The organism is Pseudoduganella guangdongensis (genome assembly GCF_009857475.1).
Lineage (GTDB): Bacteria > Pseudomonadota > Gammaproteobacteria > Burkholderiales > Burkholderiaceae_D > Rugamonas > Rugamonas guangdongensis.
This window is the reverse complement of record NZ_WWCJ01000001.1, coordinates 235,365-251,775: the sequence shown is the minus strand read 5'-3', so window position 1 is coordinate 251,775 and position 16,411 is coordinate 235,365. Positions and strand designations below refer to the sequence as shown.

Sequence of the window (16,411 nt, the reverse complement as noted above, 5' to 3'; positions counted from 1 at the left end):
TCAGACCCATCCCCTCTGTTGTAAGTCTTGATAGGTGTCGTCCAGGCAGCGCCGGATCAGCGCCACCATCTCATCGATCTGTTCGCGCGTCATCACCAGCGGCGGCGCGATGATCATGCGGTCGCCCACGGCGCGCATGATCATGCCGTTGTTGAACATATAGCCGCGGCACACCATGCCAACCTCCAGCTTGGGGTCGAAGTACTCGTGGCCGTGGATGGTGGGCCCCTTGCGCCGCACCAGGTTCAGGCCCGCGACGAAACCGCAGCTGTTGGCATAACCAACCAGCGGATGGTCGCCCAGTGTCGCAAAGCGCTGCGCCAGGTACGGGCCCGTATCCTCCGCCACGCGCTGCACCAGACGCTCTTCTTCGATGATGCGGATGGTCTCCAGCGCTGCCGCGCACGCCACCGGGTGGCCCGAGTAAGTGAAACCGTGCGCGAACTCGCCGCCCTGCCCGATCAGTACCTTCGCCACACGCTCGCCCACCAGCACGCCGCCCAGCGGGATATAGCCGGAAGTGACGCCCTTGGCAAAGGTGATCAGGTCCGGTCTGATGCCGAAGTAGTCGCTGGCGAACATGCGGCCGGTGCGGCCAAAGCCGGTGATCACCTCATCCGCGATCAGCAGGATGCCGTACTTGTCGCAGATGCGCTGGATCTCCGGCCAGTAGGTGCGCGGCGGGATCACGACCCCGCCCGCGCCCTGGATCGGTTCGCCGATGAAGGCCGCCACCTTTTCTGCGCCCACTTCGAGGATCTTCTGCTCCAGCCAGGACGCGGCTTCGATACCGAATTCGTCCTCGCTCATGCCGCGCCCCGCATCCAGATAGTTGGGCTGGCGGATATGCACGATGCCGGGAATCGGCAGGCCGCCCTGCGCATGCATGCCCTCCATGCCGCCCAGCGAAGCACCGGCCATGGTGCTGCCATGGTAAGCGTTGAAACGGCTGATGATGGTGTGGCGCTGCGGCTGCCCCAGCAAGTCCCAATAGCGCCGCACCATACGCACATTGGTGTCGTTCGCCTCCGAGCCGGAGCCGGTGAAGAAGACGTGCTGGAAGCCCTTCGGCGCGATCTCGGCCAGCTTGGCGGCCAGCTTCACCGCCGGCACATTGGTGGTGTTGAAGAAGCTGTTATAGAAAGGCAGCGTCTCCATCTGCTCGAACACGGCTTTGGAAATACTGTGCCGACCGTAGCCGAGATTCACGCACCACAGGCCGGACATGCCGTCCAGGATCTTCTTGCCTTCCGAGTCCCACAGATAGATGCCCTCGCCGCGCACCATCACGCGCACGCCGCGTTCGCCCAGCGCCTTATGGTCCGTGAAGGGATGCATATAATGCGCGTGGTCGTGCGCCTGGATGGATTTGGTATCGTCCATGATCGCCTCCTTACACGTGCAGCAGCAGGTGCTCGCGCTCCCACGGGCTGATGACGGTCATGAACTCCTGGTGCTCCAGGTCCTTGATGGCAGCATAGACATCGATAAAGCGCTCACCCAGCACATTGCGCAGCTTATCCTCGCTACGCAACTCCTTCAGCGCTTCCGGCAAGCCTTGCGGCAGCTCCACCTTCATATCGTAGGCGCTGCCGGTGGTGGGCGCGGTTGGTTCCAGCCCTTCCGTCATGCCAAGATAGCCGCAAGCCAGCGTCACCGCCAACGCCAGGTAAGGGTTGGCATCGGCCCCGATGATACGGTTCTCGACGCGCCGGTCCTGCACGCCCGACTCGGGCACCCGGAAGCCCACGGTGCGGTTATCCATGCCCCACTGGATATTGATCGGCGCAGCCGTGTGGCGCACCAGGCGGCGGTAGGAATTCACATACGGCGCCACGATCGCCAGCGCGCTCGGCATATAGCGCTGCAGGCCGCCGATATAGGCTTTGAACAGCTGCGACGGCGAGCCGTCCTGGTTGCTGAAGATATTCCAGCCGGTGCGCGCATCGATCACGCTCTGGTGGATATGCATGGCAGAACCCGGCTCGCCCGCCATCGGCTTGGCCATGAAGGTAGCGTACATATGGTGCTTCAGCGCCGCCTCGCGCAAGGTGCGTTTGAAGAAGAACACCTTGTCGGCCAGGCCGAGCGGCTCGCCGTGCAGGAAGTTGATCTCCATCTGACCGGCCCCGATTTCGTGGATCAGCGTATCCACGTCCAGGCCCATCAGGTCGCAGTAATCATAGATGTCCTCGAACAGCGGATCGAACTCGTTCACCGCATCGATGCTGTAGACCTGGCGGCTGGTTTCCGCCCGGCCGCTGCGTCCGATCGGCGCCTTCAGCGGCAGGTCGGGGTCGGAGTTCTTGTCGGTCAGGTAGAACTCCAGTTCCGGCGCCACCACTGGCTTCCAGCCCTTTTCGTCAAACAGTTTCAGCACGCGGCGCAGCACCGAACGCGGTGCGAAATCGACCAGGCGGCCGTCGCTGAAGTAGCAGTCGTGGATCACTTGCGCGGTCGGATCGCTGGCCCATGGCACCATGGTGATGGTGGTGGGATCGGCCTTCAGGATCATGTCGCGGTCGGTGTTGGAAATGGCGCGGTCGTAGGCATCATCCTCGGTCGGATAATTGCCGGTGACGGTCATGCCCAGCACCGCTTCAGGAATGCGCATGCCGCGCTCCTGGGTGAATTTGCCGCGCGGAAGAATTTTCCCGCGTGCGACGCCGGTCAGGTCCGGCACCAGGCATTCGATTTCGGTGACTCGTTTTTCATTGAGCCACTCGTCCATATCGGTATAGCTGAAATTTTCGCGGATTGCCATAGCTTCCTCTCAGGGTGTTTGGAAAACAGCACTACTGAAGGAAAGCCAGCTAAGGGATACGGTCCCGGTGCACGCGGCATGCAAGGCCGAACGCGCTGAACATGCGCATGGAATCATGATTCTCTTCGACACGCCACTCAGGGTGCCATTGCACCGCCAATGCGAACGCAGAGGAGGCGGCGACGGAATAGGCCTCGATCAAACCGTCGTCGGAACGCGCTTCCACCTGCAGGCCGGGCGCGAGCCGGTCGATGCCTTGACCGTGCAGCGAGTTCACTTGTATTTCACCAGCGCCATCCAGGATATGCGCCAGCAAACCGCCCGGTTCGAGCTTGATGCGGTGCGCCGGGCCGTACTGCTGCTCCAGCGACTGTGTTTTATCTTCGCGATGATCGAAATAGCCCGACACCGTATGCACCGACTGGTGCAAGGTGCCGCCCAGCGCCACATTCACTTCCTGGAAACCGCGGCAGATCGCCAGCAAGGGTATGCCGCGCAGCAGCGCAGCGCGCACCAGCGGCAAGGCGGTGGCGTCGCGCGCAATATCCTGCGGCAGCGAAGGATCAAGCGTTTCCTGCCCATACAAGCGCGCCTGCACATTGGAGGCAGCGCCGGTCAGCATGATGCCATTGGCAACGCTCAACAGGCTTTCGATATCGGTGCTGTCGCCGAGCGGCGGCACCAATAACGGCTGGCAGCGCGCTCCCACAGCGACCGCATCAACGTATTTGTTTTGTGCGGCGTAGCTGGGATGAGGGCCTATTTCATGGCTGCAGGCGGGGACCAGTACGATGGGGCGGCGCATTTCAGTTCTTCTGATAGTAACTTGGTGTGCAATTTGATCTTATTCCCAATTTGCGATTGTGGCAACCGGGCAATGTGATACTGGGTATACTTGGTTTTTTGTTTGGAGGTGAACCATGTTGACCCTGAAAGATCCCAGCCTTCTACGCCAACAGTGCTTTATTGCCGGCGAATGGTGCGATGCCGACGGGGGCGCGACAATCACCGTGACCAATCCCGCCACCGGCGAAACACTCGGCACCGTGCCGCAGATGGGCGCCGCCGAAACGCGCCGCGCCATCGAAGCAGCACATGCCGCATGGCCTGCATGGCGCCGGCAACCGGCCAAAGCGCGCGCCGCCATCCTGCGCAAATGGAATGACCTGATCCTGGCCAATGCCGACGACCTGGCATTGCTGATGACGGCAGAACAAGGCAAGCCGCTGGCCGAATCCAAAGGCGAAATCAGCTACGCCGCCTCGTTCATCGAATGGTTCGCCGAAGAAGCCAAACGCATCGCCGGCGAAACCCTCGCCTCGCCATGGCCCGACAAGCGCGTGCTCGTCACGCGCGAACCGATCGGCGTCAGCGCAGCGATCACGCCATGGAACTTCCCCGCCGCAATGATCACGCGCAAAGCAGGACCCGCACTGGCGGCAGGCTGCCCGATGGTGGTCAAACCTGCCGAACTGACGCCCTTCTCCGCGCTCGCGCTGGCGGTGCTGGCCGAACGCGCAGGCGTGCCAGCGGGCGTGTTCAGCGTGATCACCGGCGCCTCGCGCGCGATTGGCGGCGAGATGACCTCCAATCCCATCGTGCGCAAATTGAGTTTCACCGGCTCCACCGCCGTCGGCCGTTTGCTGATGGAACAATGCGCGCCGACGATCAAAAAGCTATCGCTGGAACTGGGCGGCAACGCACCCTTCATCGTATTCGACGACGCCGACCTCGACGCCGCAGTGGAAGGCGCCATCGCCTCCAAATACCGCAATGCCGGCCAGACCTGCGTGTGCGCGAACCGCATCTACGTGCAGGACGGCGTGTACGACGCCTTCGCCGCCAAGCTGGTGGAAGCCGCGCGCAAGCTCAAGGTCGGCAACGGCGCCGACGCCGGCGTGACGCAAGGCCCGCTGATCGAAGAGAAGGCCGTCGCCAAAGTGGAAGAGCATATCGCCGATGCGTTGGGCAAAGGCGCACGATTACTGCTGGGCGGCCAACGGCATGAGCTCGGCCACAGCTTCTTCCAGCCCACGGTGCTGGCCGACGTGGATGCCGGCATGCTGGTCGCGCGCGAAGAGACCTTCGGCCCGCTGGCGCCGCTGTTCCGCTTCAAAACCGACGACGAAGCGGTAGCACTGGCGAACGACACCGAGTTCGGCCTGGCCGCGTACTTCTACTCACGCGACATCGGCCGCATCTGGCGCGTAGCGGAAGGCCTGGAAAGCGGCATGGTCGGCGTGAACACCGGCCTGATCTCGACCGAAATCGCACCATTCGGCGGCGTCAAGCAATCCGGCCTAGGCCGCGAAGGCTCGACGCACGGCATGGACGACTACCTCGTCATCAAATACATCTGCATGGGCGGGATTTGAGCCAAATCAGGTGCCAGAACCGGTGCCAGGTCTGTCATTCGGACATCCGACCACATAGTTTGATATTTCTCAATACGGAAAACTTGGCGGATTGGCGTATTGAGATTTCTCAAATGTTAGCGGTAGCTGTCCGATTGACAGACCTGGCACCGGTTTGGGCTAATCGTGCGTCACAAAAAGTTCCTCTTGGATACACTTCGCGTGTTTATCCAAGGAGAAATAAAATGAAAAAACTCTTCGTGCATCTCATGCTGTCGGCCATGGTTGTGGTGGGCTTTCAGCAAAACGTCCAGGCGGCCATGATCGGTACCGCCCAGGTGGCGGCGACGGAAGCGGGGACGCAGGCGCGTGCTCGCCTGGCAACTGAACTGCAGCGGGCGGACGTGCAGGCTGCGCTGGAACGCAACGGCATTGCGCCGGATGCGGCTCAGGCGCGCGTTGCTGCGCTGAGCGATGCGGAGGCGGAATCCCTGGTGAAGCAGGTCGATTCGCTGCCAGCGGGCGGTGACGGCATCGTGGGCGCGCTGGTCTTCGTCTTCGTTCTGCTGCTGGTGACCGATATCCTGGGCCTGACCAAGGTGTATCCGTTCACCCGTTCCGTGCGCTAAATGATGCAACGCCTGCTGGCTGTGGCGGTCGCGCTTCTGCTGTTGGCAGGATGCGCAACTCAAACGCGCGCGCTGCTCGCTGCGCCGCGTACCGGTCCACAGCAGCAGGAGCTTGTTGCGACGCCGTTCTATGCCCAGGAGCGCTATCAATGCGGTCCTGCGGCATTGGCGATGGTGCTGGGCGCGGCGGGCATCAGCAAGTCGCCTGATTCGCTGGTGGGGGAAGTCTATCTTCCGGGCCGCGAAGGTAGCCTGCAAATCGAATTGCAGGCCGCTGGGCGCCGCCATGGCGCGCTGACTACTCGCATTGCGCCGAGCATGCAGGCGCTCCTGGCGGAGCTCGACGCGGGCCATCCTGTGCTGGTGCTGCAGAATCTGAGCCTGCCGATTTTGCCGAAGTGGCATTATGCGGTCGTTATCGGTTATGACATCGGCAGCGCGGAGGTGATCCTGCGTTCGGGGACGACGCGCCGTATGACCATGCCGCTTTCAACTTTCGAGAATACTTGGGCGCGCAGCGGCTTCTGGGGATTGGTGGCGCTGCCTCCGGGCGAACTGCCGGCTACGGCGAGCCTTGCGACACTGCAGCCTGACCTGATCGCGTATGAGGCGGCGGTGCCGCCGCAATCGGCCCTCTTGTCGTACCGCGCCGCGCTGCAGCGGTGGCCGAATACCCTGCCACTCCAGCTTGGACTCGGGAATAGCGCCTATGCTGCCGGCGATAAGGCTGCAGCGGCCGAGGCTTTCCGTAGCGTCACCGTGGCGCATCCGTCCCATGGCGCTGCCTTCAATAACCTGGCCGTCGTGCTGGGGGAGTTGGGCCAGCTGGATGAGGCGCGTGCCGCTGCGCAGGCGGCAGTCGACCTGGGTGGTGCTTGGCGCGATGAGGCCAGGGCTACCCTGCTTTCCCTTCAAAAGCAGGCTTCCCGGCCTTAAGCTGTTTCTTTCACGCGGGTTTCCACCAGCAGTTTTTTCAGTTCCGGCACACAGGAGCCGCAGTTGCCGCCTGCTTTCACGCAGGCGGTGATTTGCGCTGGCGTGGTGAGGTTCTTTTCGCGGATGGCGTTGCAGATGGTGTTGCGGCCTACGCCGAAGCAGGAGCAGACCGTTGCTCCGGCGTCTGCGCCGGCTTGGATCGGGCGGCCGGCCAACAGGGCGGCGCGGTCTGCCAACTCCAGTTGCTCTTTTTCGAACAGGCTGGCGAGCCATTGGCGCGCGGGCAGGTCTGGCCTGGCGGAGATGAAGATGCATTGAGCGATGCGGTCGTCTACCAGATGCACGGCGCGCAAGACGCCGGAGCTGCGGTCGGCGTATTCGAGCCAGTCTGCGTCGTCGTCTTTGATGCCGAGCAGCTGGCGCGCCCATTCGCCGAAGTCCTTGATCGTGTTGCGGCCGGCCAGCTCATAGCGCTGGAAGTCTTTGCCTTGCACTTTGGTCCAATAGGCCAGCGCGTCGAGCTGCAGTGCGTCGCGGCTCAGGATAAAGCCGTGCCATTTGACGGGGAAGCGGTCGATCATCACTGGGGTGTGTTTGAATTCCGGCTCGCCGGAGATAGGATCTACGACGGGGTTGACCACGGCGCCGATGCGGGCGTCGGAGGCGATCTGGTTGTTCCAGTGGATCGGGACGAAGGCGCTGCCTCGGGCAATGCCGCCGCCGTGCTGGACGCGGGCGACCATGCTGCCCCATTGGCTGGTGACGCGCGCCAGCTCGCCTTCCTTCACGCCGCACAGCAGGGCATCCTGCGGGTGCATGTCGATGAAGGATTCGGGGATGTGGTCGGCCAGCTTGGGGGCGCGGCCGGTGCGGGTCATGGTGTGCCAGTGGTCGCGTACGCGGCCGGTGTTGAGGGCGATGGGGTATTCGCCGTCCGGCAGGTTGGCGGGGGCGCGCGGTGTCGTTGGGATGAATCGTGCGCGGCCATCGGGATGGGAGAAGCGGCCATCGGCGAAGGGACGGGTCGCTGAAGGTGCGTCGGCCTCGGATGCCGCCGCAATGCGTGCTGTGTTTTGCTTGCCATCGAGGCCGGCAACGGCTGCCGACGCGAAGGCGGAACTGGGCGCGGCGGCGGCGGCTGGTTCGGGGGCGGTGGCCGGGGGCGCGAAGGCGGCGGCCAAGAGCGGAGATGCGGCGACGGACGCGGATGCGGCAGCGGGCGGGAAGGCGGCGGTGGGCGCGGGTAGCGTGGCGATGGCGGCGGTGGCGGCGACGGGGGTGGGCCATTGCGTCGGCGGGAGGGCGTCGTAGGCGGATTCGCCGAGCGTGGCGAGGGCGCCGATGTTGAAGGCGCGCGGTAGCTGGCCGGGGGCGTTGCGCCAGGCGCTGAGGCGGGCGTGTTCGGTGAAGATCTCGGCGGCGCTGGCGTAGCCGAAACCGTCGTAGCCCATACGCAAGGCGAACTGCGACAGGATCAGCCAGTCGGCCCTTGCTTCGCCCGGCGCTGGAAGAAAGGCACGCTGGCGCGAAATGCGGCGTTCGGAATTGGTGACTGTGCCATCTTTCTCGCCCCACGCCAGCGCGGGCAACAACACGTCGGCGTAGGCGTTGGTGTCGGTATCGCGCACCACGTCGGATACGACAACCAGCTCGCACCGCTCCAGCGCGCGCCGTACCTGGTCGGCATTGGGCAGGCTGACCACCGGATTGGTGGCGATCACCCAAACCGCTTTGACCCGGCCGGATTCGATGGCTTCGAACAGGTCCACCGCCTTCAAGCCGGGACGGGAGGCGATGCGCGGCGAGGACCAGAAGGTTTGCACGGCGTCGCGGTGCGCGGCGTTGTCGAGGTCGAGGTGCGCGGCCAGCATATTGGCCAGGCCGCCAACCTCGCGGCCGCCCATGGCGTTCGGCTGGCCGGTGATCGAGAACGGGCCCATGCCTTGCTTGCCGATCCGGCCACCGATCAGGTGGCAGTTGATGATCGCATTGACCTTGTCGGTGCCGGCGCTGGACTGGTTCACGCCCATGGAGAAGCCGGTGATCACCTTCGCGGTGCCAGCGAAGGATTCGTAGAACTCCATCAGGTCCTGCAGGTTCACGCGGCAGGCGCGTGCCACATCGGCCGGCGACATGTCGGCGGCTGCCAGGGCGTCTTCCAGGCCGTTCGTGCGGGCGGCGACGAAGGCCGGGTCGACCGCGCCGATACGGGACAAGTAGCTGAGCAAGCCGTTGAACAGCCAGACATCCGTGCCCGGCTTGATCGGCAGGTGCAGGTCGGCCAGCTCGCAGGTCGCTGTGCGGCGCGGGTCGATCACTACGATCTTCATTTCTGGCCGCGCTTCTTTGGCGCGCGTCAGGCGCTGGAACAGGATTGGGTGGCACCAGGCCAGGTTTGAGCCGACCAGCACCACCATGTCGGCGTGCTCGATGTCGTCGTAATTGACGGGCACCACGTCTTCGCCGAACGCCCGCTTATGCCCTGCCACGGCGGATGACATGCACAGGCGCGAGTTGGTGTCGATATTGGCGCTGCCGATATAGCCTTTCACCAGTTTGTTGGCGACGTAGTAGTCTTCCGTCAGCAACTGGCCGGAGACGTAGAAGGCCACGGCATCGGGACCGTGTTCGTCGATGATGGCGCGCCACTTTCCGGCCACGCGGTCGAGCGCTTCGCCCCAGGCCACGCGCTGCGGCTGGGCGGCACGCGAGCCATCTGCTCCGCGTTCGCGCATCATCGGGTACAGCAGGCGGCCTTCCAGTCCGATGGTTTCGCCCAGCGCCGAACCCTTCACGCACAAGCGGCCCTGGTTGGCCGGGTGTGCGGCATCGCCTGCGATATCGAAACCGCCACCGCGACGCGGCGTCGCCGTCACCCCGCACCCTACACCGCAATATGCGCACGTCGTCTTAATCATGGTTCATGCGGCCTGCGCGCACAGCGCCTGCCCAAACAGAAGATGGTTTCGCATCGACGAAATGTCGGTGCGGTTCTGGATCAGGTCAAAGTACCAGGGGCCGTCCTGCACGTCGCCGTACAGCACCGCGCCGCTGATGCGGCTGCCGTCCAGCACCAGCCGCTTGTAGACGCCGCGCCTTGGATCGCGCAGCACCAGGTCTTCGCTGCCTTCGCCGCCGATAAAGTCGCCCACCGAGTACAGGTCAACACCTGTCACCTTCAGGCGCGTCGGCGTAACCTGCTGCACGTAGCGACGGTGTCCGGCGCCGGCCAGGTGGGCGGCGCACACGCGCGCCTGCTCCCAGATCGGCGCCACCAGGCCAAAGGTAGCGCGGCGGTGTTGCACGCATTCGCCCACGGCATAGATGCGGGGGTCGAAGGTCTGCAGCGTGTCGTCCACCACGATGGCGCGTTCGCAATGCAGGCCGCTGCCTTTGGCCAGTTCGATATTGGGGCGCACACCGGCAGTCATTACCACCAGGTCGGCCGGAACCTCGCTGCCATCGGCAAAGCGCACTGCAGTCACGCGCTCGGGACCGACGATTGCGCTGGTCTGGGCTTCCATGCGGAAGGTGAGGCCTTTCGCTTCCAGGGCCTTTTGCAGCAACCGGGCAGCTGGCTTGTCCAGCTGCTGGTTCATCAGCGTGTCGGTGACGTGCACCACGGTCACCTGCATGCCCTGGCGCTGCAGGCCATTGGCGGCCTCCAGCCCGAGCAGGCCGCCGCCGATGACGACGGCGTGGCGGTGGTCGCGCGCGGCGGCCAGCATCTGCTCCACGTCGTTGATGTCGCGGAAGGCCAGCACGCCCGGCAGCTGGTGGCCGGGCACGGGAATGATGAAGGGGCGCGAGCCGGTTGCCAGCAGCAGGCGGTCGTAGCGCACTTCCAGTCCGGAGCGCGCGCGCACCAGGCGGCGTTTGCGGTCGATGTGCTCGACCGGGTCGCCGGTGTGCAGGGTGATGCGGTTCTGCGCGTACCATTCGCGCGTGTTGAGCATGATGTCGTCCACCGACTTTTCGCCCGCCAGCACCGGCGACAGCAGGATGCGGTTGTAGTTGCCGTGCGGCTCGGCGCCGAACACGGTGATGTCGTACATGTCCGGCGCGAGCTTGAGCAGCTCTTCGACCGTGCGCATGCCGGCCATGCCGTTGCCAACGACGACCAGGGCGGGTTTCATGCCCCGACCCAGACCTTTCCGCCTTCGATGCGCGCGGGCCAGGTCGGCACGGAGTGCTCGGGCGCTTCCAGACATTCGCCGGTTTGCAGGTCGAAGTGGTGCTTGTAGATTGGGGAGGCGACCACCAGGCGTTCGCCCAGGTTGCCGACCAGGCCGCGCGAAAGCACGGCGGCTTGGGAGTTGGGGTCGTAGTTGCCGATGGCGAAGACGCGGCTGCCACTGCCCTCCCCTTCGTTCATGCGGAAGACGGCAACCTGCTGGCCTTGCAATAGGGCGCAGACGCCGGTATTGGGGACGATTTCGTCTACGTTGCAGATGGCGGTCCAGGCGGCGGCGGATTGGTCACGATGCATGGCTGCTCTCCTCAGGCGATGGCTTTGATTGGGATGCGTTTGCGTTCTTCCACGGTGGCGGGGCGGATCTGGCCGCGCTCTTCCATGAAGACGACGTTGCTGTCCGCTTCCGGGCTGTTGACGAAGTGGCGGAAGCGGGCGCGCGTTTCGGGATTGTTGACGGCTTCTTTCCATTCGCAGGCATAGGTGTCGACCACGCGCTGCATGTCCTGCTCCATCTCGGCATTGATGCCTAGCTTGTCGCCGATGACCACCGCTTTCAGGTAATCCAGGCCGCCTTCCAGGTTTTCGCGCCAGGTGCTGGTGCGCTGCAGGCGATCCGCCGTGCGGCTGTAGAACATGAGGAAGCGGTCGATGTAGGCGACCAGCGTGGCCTTGTCCAGGTCGGAGGCCAGCAGCTCGGCGTGGCGCGGTTTCATGCCGCCGTTGCCGCACACGTACAGGTTCCAGCCCTTCTCGGTGGCGATGATGCCGACGTCCTTGCCTTGCGCTTCGGCGCATTCGCGGGTGCAGCCGGACACGCCGAACTTGATCTTGTGCGGCGTGCGCAGGCCCTTGTAGCGATTTTCCAGTTCGATCGCCAGGCCGACCGAGTCGTCCACGCCGTAGCGGCACCAGGTGGAACCGACGCAGGACTTCACGGTGCGCAGCGATTTGCCGTAGGCGTGGCCGGTCTCGAAGCCGGCGGCGATCAGTTCCTCCCAGATCTGCGGCAGTTGCTCGACGCGCGCGCCGAACAGGTCGACGCGCTGGCCGCCGGTGATCTTGGTGTACAGGCCGTATTTCTTGGCAACCTGGCCGACCGCGATCAGCCCTTCCGGCGTGACTTCGCCGCCCGGCATACGCGGCACCACGGAGTAGGTGCCGTCTTTCTGGATATTGCCGAGGAAGTAGTCGTTCGAGTCCTGCAGGCTGGCGTGCTCCTTCTTCAGCACGAAGTCGTTCCAGCAGGTCGCGAATATGCTGGCCGCCAGCGGCTTGCAGACGTCGCAGCCCAGGCCTTTGCCGTGGCGCGCCAGCAGGTCGTCAAACGCTTTGATCTGCCCTACGCGGATCAGGTGGAACAGCTCTTGGCGCGAGTGGGCAAAGTGTTCGCAAACGTGGTTGTTGACGTCCATGCCGAGCTTTTTCATCTCGGCCTTCATGATCTGCGTCACCAGCGGCACGCAACCGCCGCAGGACGTGCCAGCGCCACAGCATTTCTTGATGGCGCCGATGCTGGTGGCGCCGCCGGCCACCGCATCGCAGATGGCGCCCTTCGATACATCGTTGCAGGAGCAGATTTGCGCGCTGGCCGGCAGCGCGTCCACGCCCAGCCCCGGCTTGGCGGCGCCGTCCGATTGCGGCAGGATCAGGAATTCCGGCGCCTCCGGCAGTTCGATCTTGTTCAGCATCATTTGCAGCAGGGTGCCGTACTCGCCGGCATCGCCCACCATCACGCCGCCCAGCAGGTACTTGCCGCAATCGGACACGACGATCTTCTTGTAGACCTGCTTGCGTTCGTCGGTGAACTGGTAGGAGCGCGCGCCTTCCGCCTTGGCGTGCGGGTCGCCGATGCTGGCAACGTCCACGCCCATCAGCTTCAACTTGGTGCTCATGTCGGCGCCGCCGAATTCGGCCGCGCTATCGCCCAGGATATGGCGCGCGGCGACGCGTGCCATGTCGTAGCCCGGCGCCACCAGGCCGTACACCATGCCGTTCCACAGCGCGCATTCGCCGATGGCGTAGATGTTCGCATCGCTGGTCTGGCAATGGTTGTTGATGGCGATGCCGCCGCGCGGCCCGACTTCCAGCCCGCATTCGCGCGCCAGGTAGTCGCGCGGGCGGATGCCGGCGGAGAATACGATCATGTCGGTGTCCAGCGCGCTGCCGTCGGCAAACTGCATGCGGTGGGTCGCACCCTCGCCCGCCACGATGGCGCTGGTGTTCTTGCCGGTGTGGACAGTCACGCCCAGCTCTTCGATCTTCTTGCGCAGCACGCGGCCGCCACCGTCATCCACCTGCACCGCCATCAGGCGCGGCGCGAATTCCACCACGTGCGTTTCCAGGCCCATGTCGCGCAGCGCCTTGGCGCATTCCAGCCCAAGCAGGCCGCCGCCTATCACGACGCCGGTTTTCGAGCGCGCACCGCATTCCTGCATCGCCTCCAGGTCTTCAATGGTGCGGTAGACGAAGCAGTCCTTGCGGTCCTTGCCTTCAATCTGCGGCACGAAGGGGAAGGAGCCGGTGGCGATCACCAGCTTGTCGTATGCGAGCACCGTGCCGTCGCTGACGCTGACCTTGCGCGCGTCCGGGTGGATCGCCAGGGCGCGCGCATTCAGGCGCAGCACCATGTCGTCGCGCTCGAAGAAGCCCGGCTCGACCAGCGACAGCTCGTCCGCGCTCTTCCCGCTGAAGAACTCCGACAGGTGCACGCGGTCGTAGGCGGGGCGCGCTTCCTCGCACAGCACGGTGACCTGCGCGCCGCTGTCGCGCGGCAGGCTTTTCAGGAATTGGTGGCCGACCATGCCGTGGCCGATGACGACGATTTTCATGCTGCGGCTCCTGCGATGGCGTGTTCTTCCACGGTGGATGCGCTGAACCGTGCGGCCAGGGCGCACAGGGCGGACAAGGCGACGAGTACGCCGAGAATCCAAAGGGTTTGCTGGGTATTGCCGGTGCCTTTCAGCAGGAAGCCCGCCGCCACCGCGCCGACATTGCCGCCTGCGCCGATGATGCCGGCCACGCCGCCCAATGCGCGTTTGTCGATGAAGGGCACCAGCGCGTAGGTGGCGCCGCATGCCATGTGGGTGAACAGGCCGAACACCAGCATCGCGATCACGGCGAACAGCACGCTGTCCGCTTTGGAGAAGAACAGCAGGCCGATACCCTCGCCCAGCATCATCACCACCAACAACGTGACGCGACTATTCAGGCTGCCGCGCAGGGCCGCTTTATCCGACAGCCAGCCGCCCAGCGCGCGGGCAAACAGCGCCAGCAAACCGAAGCTGCCGGCCGCCATGCCGGCCTGCGCCAGGGATAGCTTGAAGGTGTCCACGTAGTAGATGGCGGCGATGTTGTGGATGAAGATCTCGACGCCGAAGCAGGCGCCGTAGGTCACGAACAGCATCCACACGCGGTAGTTGCCGGCGGCCAGCTTGAAGCTCGCCCAGCCGCCTTTCTTGCCGCCTTCCAGTTCAATGCCGGCGGCGCGCAGCTCGGCGTAGTTGCCGTCCGGGCAGTCCTGCGTGAAGCGGTAGTAGAGGAAAGCCATGACCAGCATCAGTACGCCCGGTACTACCAGGGCGGCGCGCCAGCCCATGGTTTCGCCCACGCCCAGCATGACCATGGCGGCCATGATCATCGGCATGGTGGACTGCACCACGCCGCCGCCCGCGTTGCCCCAGCCCGCGGCTGCCGCATTGGCGGTGCCGACTACGTTGGGCGCGAACATGACCGAGGTGTGATACTGCGTGATGACGAAGCTGGCGCCCACCGCGCCGATCAGCAGGCGGAAGAAGAGGAAGCTCTCGTACGTCTGCGCGGCAGCCACGCCCAGCACCGGAATGGCGCCCAGCAGCAGCAAGCCGGTGTACGCCTTGCGCGGGCCGTAACGGTCGCACAGCGGGCCGATGATGAGGCGCACGATGATGGTGATGGCCACCGCCGCGATATTGATATTGGCGATTTGCGCTGCGGTCAGGCCGAATTCCCCTTTAATCACGGGCATCAGCGGCGCGCAGGCGAACCATGCGAAGAAGCAGACGAAGAACGCCATCCAGGTAAGGTGGAAGGCGCGCATCTGCGGCGAAGAGAACGAAAACAGTTTGATGCTGGTCGCTTTACTGGCCATGGTATGCCCCTGAAAACAAAAAGGCGTCCGCGCAGCACGGGCCATCGATGGCCGTGCCGCGCGGACGCCGTTGTCCGGTTGCCGATCCGTCGTTAGACCGGTGCTTTACCTATGCTTTGCAAGAGCCGTGCCAGCTGCTCTTCCCTAGGGAATGGCCGTGCGCGGGGTGCGCGGCGGCGGCTTTTCGCCATTTGAAGGTGCATCACGCCCAAGAATGGTGCACTGCAATAGCGCATGGCCTGCACCATCTCAGGCGCGGATCGCGAACGATTCCGCGTAGCGCTCGGGGTGGCGGCCATCCCAAATACTGCCATCCATCAGCACCGAGCTGCGCAGCGTGCTGTCCGGGATCGCCGTTTCCGTGATCTCGGCCGCCTCTTTATAGAGCGCCACCTGGTGCACCTTGAGCGCTATGCCCAGGTAGTCCGGCGCGGCCTTGAGCAGGCCCCAGCGCCGGTGCTGGGTCATGAACCACATGCCGTCCGACAGGTAGGGGAAGTTGGCCGCGCCTTCCTGGTGGAAGCGCATGCTGTGCGTATCTTCCCAACTGCGGCCCATGCCGTCCTCATAATGGCCGAGAATGCGCTGCCAGATTACTTCCTTGCTGGTGTTGACGTAGTGGACGGCGGAGATGATCTCGGCCATCGCCATGCGGTTGGCGGCGCTGGCGTCGATCCAGCGGCTCGCTTCCAGCACGGCGGCCACCAGGGCACGCGCGGTGTTCGGGTGGCGCCGCACGAAGTCCTGGGTGCAGGCCAGCACCTTCTCCGGATGGTCGGGCCAGATTTGCTGGCTGGTGGCGATGGTCACGCCTACGCCGTCCATCACGGCGCGGTGGTTCCAGGGCTCGCCGGCGCAAAAGCCGTCCATATGCCCGGCGGCCAGGTTGGTCGCCATCTGCGACGGCGGCACCGTGATCACGCGCGCCTCGCGCAGCGGATGCACGCCGTGCGCGGCCAGCCAGTAATACAGCCACATGGCGTGGGTGCCGGTGGGGAAAGTCTGCGCCCAGCGCAACTGGCGTTCATGCGCCAGGGCGGCCACGCCGGCGCCGTCCCGTATGCCCTCCTCGAACAGGCGGCGCGAGAGGGTGATGGCCTGGCCGTTGCGGTTCAAATTCATCAGGATCGCCATATCGCGCCGCGCGCTGCCGATGCCGAGCTGGGTGCCGTACACCAGGCCGTACAGCGCGTGGGCCGCATCGAGCTCGCCGGTGAGCAGCTTGTCGCGCACGCCGGCCCAGGAGGTCTCCTTGCTCAATACGATGCGGATGCCGTGCTTGCGGTCCAGCCCCAGCACCGACGCCATCACCAGCGAGGCGCAATCGGTGAGCGGGTTAAAGCCTACCCTGACTATGTCTTTTTCGATCTGCATGCCTTCACTCCTGCCGGGCCGCGCACCAGAACG

The 16,411-nt window shown here is 64.5% G+C and carries 12 protein-coding genes; 3 read left to right on the top strand and 9 right to left on the bottom strand.

Going from position 1 to position 16,411, the window contains the following annotated elements; genetic code table 11:
- The 3 genes from GTP41_RS01185 to GTP41_RS01175 are packed head-to-tail and all read right to left on the bottom strand — an operon-like array spanning nucleotide 1 to nucleotide 3,569.
- Entirely contained in the window at nucleotides 1-1,383 is a 1,383-nt protein-coding gene (locus GTP41_RS01185; RefSeq protein WP_161023719.1) for an aspartate aminotransferase family protein, read from the bottom strand.
- A gap of 10 nt (nucleotides 1,384-1,393) precedes the next feature.
- On the bottom strand, nucleotides 1,394-2,764 hold the full coding sequence (locus tag GTP41_RS01180; RefSeq protein WP_161023718.1) for a glutamine synthetase family protein: 1,371 nt from the start codon (nucleotides 2,762-2,764) through the stop codon (nucleotides 1,394-1,396).
- 49 nt (nucleotides 2,765-2,813) lie between these two features.
- The gene (locus tag GTP41_RS01175) at nucleotides 2,814-3,569 is read right to left on the bottom strand and encodes a gamma-glutamyl-gamma-aminobutyrate hydrolase family protein (RefSeq protein WP_161023717.1); all 756 of its coding nucleotides are present in this window, start codon (nucleotides 3,567-3,569) and stop codon (nucleotides 2,814-2,816) included.
- A 115-nt stretch (nucleotides 3,570-3,684) separates the two neighbouring features.
- Between GTP41_RS01175 and gabD the strand changes: the two genes are divergently transcribed.
- From gabD to GTP41_RS01160, 3 genes are all read left to right on the top strand, one after another.
- Nucleotides 3,685-5,139: an NADP-dependent succinate-semialdehyde dehydrogenase gene (gene gabD, locus GTP41_RS01170; protein ID WP_161023716.1), complete on the top strand. Its 1,455-nt coding sequence runs from the start codon at nucleotides 3,685-3,687 to the stop codon at nucleotides 5,137-5,139.
- A 224-nt stretch (nucleotides 5,140-5,363) separates the two neighbouring features.
- Nucleotides 5,364-5,747, top strand: coding sequence for a PA2779 family protein (locus GTP41_RS01165; protein ID WP_161023715.1), 384 nt, complete (start codon nucleotides 5,364-5,366; stop codon nucleotides 5,745-5,747).
- Nucleotides 5,748-6,683, top strand: coding sequence for a PA2778 family cysteine peptidase (locus GTP41_RS01160; RefSeq protein ID WP_161023714.1), 936 nt, complete (start codon nucleotides 5,748-5,750; stop codon nucleotides 6,681-6,683).
- Here GTP41_RS01160 and GTP41_RS27265 read toward each other — a convergent pair.
- The 6 genes from GTP41_RS27265 to GTP41_RS01130 form a co-directional block, all read right to left on the bottom strand.
- The gene (locus GTP41_RS27265) at nucleotides 6,680-9,601 is read right to left on the bottom strand and encodes a nitrate reductase (protein WP_161023713.1); all 2,922 of its coding nucleotides are present in this window, start codon (nucleotides 9,599-9,601) and stop codon (nucleotides 6,680-6,682) included. The genes GTP41_RS01160 and GTP41_RS27265 overlap by 4 nt on opposite strands.
- A gap of 3 nt (nucleotides 9,602-9,604) precedes the next feature.
- A complete protein-coding gene (locus tag GTP41_RS01150) occupies nucleotides 9,605-10,819 on the bottom strand; it encodes an NAD(P)/FAD-dependent oxidoreductase (RefSeq protein ID WP_161023712.1) in 1,215 nt (404 codons plus the stop codon).
- A complete protein-coding gene (gene nirD, locus GTP41_RS01145) occupies nucleotides 10,816-11,172 on the bottom strand; it encodes a nitrite reductase small subunit NirD (protein ID WP_161023711.1) in 357 nt (118 codons plus the stop codon). Before nirD ends, GTP41_RS01150 begins: the two co-directional genes overlap by 4 nt.
- 11 nt (nucleotides 11,173-11,183) lie before the next feature.
- Nucleotides 11,184-13,706: a nitrite reductase large subunit NirB gene (nirB, locus tag GTP41_RS01140; protein WP_161023710.1), complete on the bottom strand. Its 2,523-nt coding sequence runs from the start codon at nucleotides 13,704-13,706 to the stop codon at nucleotides 11,184-11,186.
- The gene (locus GTP41_RS01135) at nucleotides 13,703-15,004 is read right to left on the bottom strand and encodes an MFS transporter (protein ID WP_161023709.1); all 1,302 of its coding nucleotides are present in this window, start codon (nucleotides 15,002-15,004) and stop codon (nucleotides 13,703-13,705) included. The genes nirB and GTP41_RS01135 overlap by 4 nt, the downstream gene beginning before the upstream one ends.
- 249 nt (nucleotides 15,005-15,253) lie before the next feature.
- On the bottom strand, nucleotides 15,254-16,378 hold the full coding sequence (locus tag GTP41_RS01130; RefSeq protein ID WP_371867236.1) for a CmpA/NrtA family ABC transporter substrate-binding protein: 1,125 nt from the start codon (nucleotides 16,376-16,378) through the stop codon (nucleotides 15,254-15,256).
- Between the last annotated feature and the right edge of the window lie 33 nt (nucleotides 16,379-16,411).

Bases quoted from the DNA above. Each gene is read 5' to 3' on its own strand.
- nirB (WP_161023710.1), bottom strand. From the start codon at position 13,706: ATGAAAATCGTCGTCATCGGCCACGGCATGGTCGGCCACCAATTCCTG.
- gabD (WP_161023716.1), top strand. From the start codon at position 3,685: ATGTTGACCCTGAAAGATCCCAGCCTTCTACGCCAACAGTGCTTTATT.
- GTP41_RS01180 (WP_161023718.1), bottom strand. From the start codon at position 2,764: ATGGCAATCCGCGAAAATTTCAGCTATACCGATATGGACGAGTGGCTC.
- nirD (WP_161023711.1), bottom strand. From the start codon at position 11,172: ATGCATCGTGACCAATCCGCCGCCGCCTGGACCGCCATCTGCAACGTA.
- GTP41_RS01135 (WP_161023709.1), bottom strand. From the start codon at position 15,004: ATGGCCAGTAAAGCGACCAGCATCAAACTGTTTTCGTTCTCTTCGCCG.
- GTP41_RS01150 (WP_161023712.1), bottom strand. From the start codon at position 10,819: ATGAAACCCGCCCTGGTCGTCGTTGGCAACGGCATGGCCGGCATGCGC.
- GTP41_RS01185 (WP_161023719.1), bottom strand. From the start codon at position 1,383: ATGGACGATACCAAATCCATCCAGGCGCACGACCACGCGCATTATATG.
- GTP41_RS01160 (WP_161023714.1), top strand. From the start codon at position 5,748: ATGATGCAACGCCTGCTGGCTGTGGCGGTCGCGCTTCTGCTGTTGGCA.
- GTP41_RS01165 (WP_161023715.1), top strand. From the start codon at position 5,364: ATGAAAAAACTCTTCGTGCATCTCATGCTGTCGGCCATGGTTGTGGTG.
- GTP41_RS01130 (WP_371867236.1), bottom strand. From the start codon at position 16,378: ATGCAGATCGAAAAAGACATAGTCAGGGTAGGCTTTAACCCGCTCACC.
- GTP41_RS01175 (WP_161023717.1), bottom strand. From the start codon at position 3,569: ATGCGCCGCCCCATCGTACTGGTCCCCGCCTGCAGCCATGAAATAGGC.
- GTP41_RS27265 (WP_161023713.1), bottom strand. From the start codon at position 9,601: ATGATTAAGACGACGTGCGCATATTGCGGTGTAGGGTGCGGGGTGACG.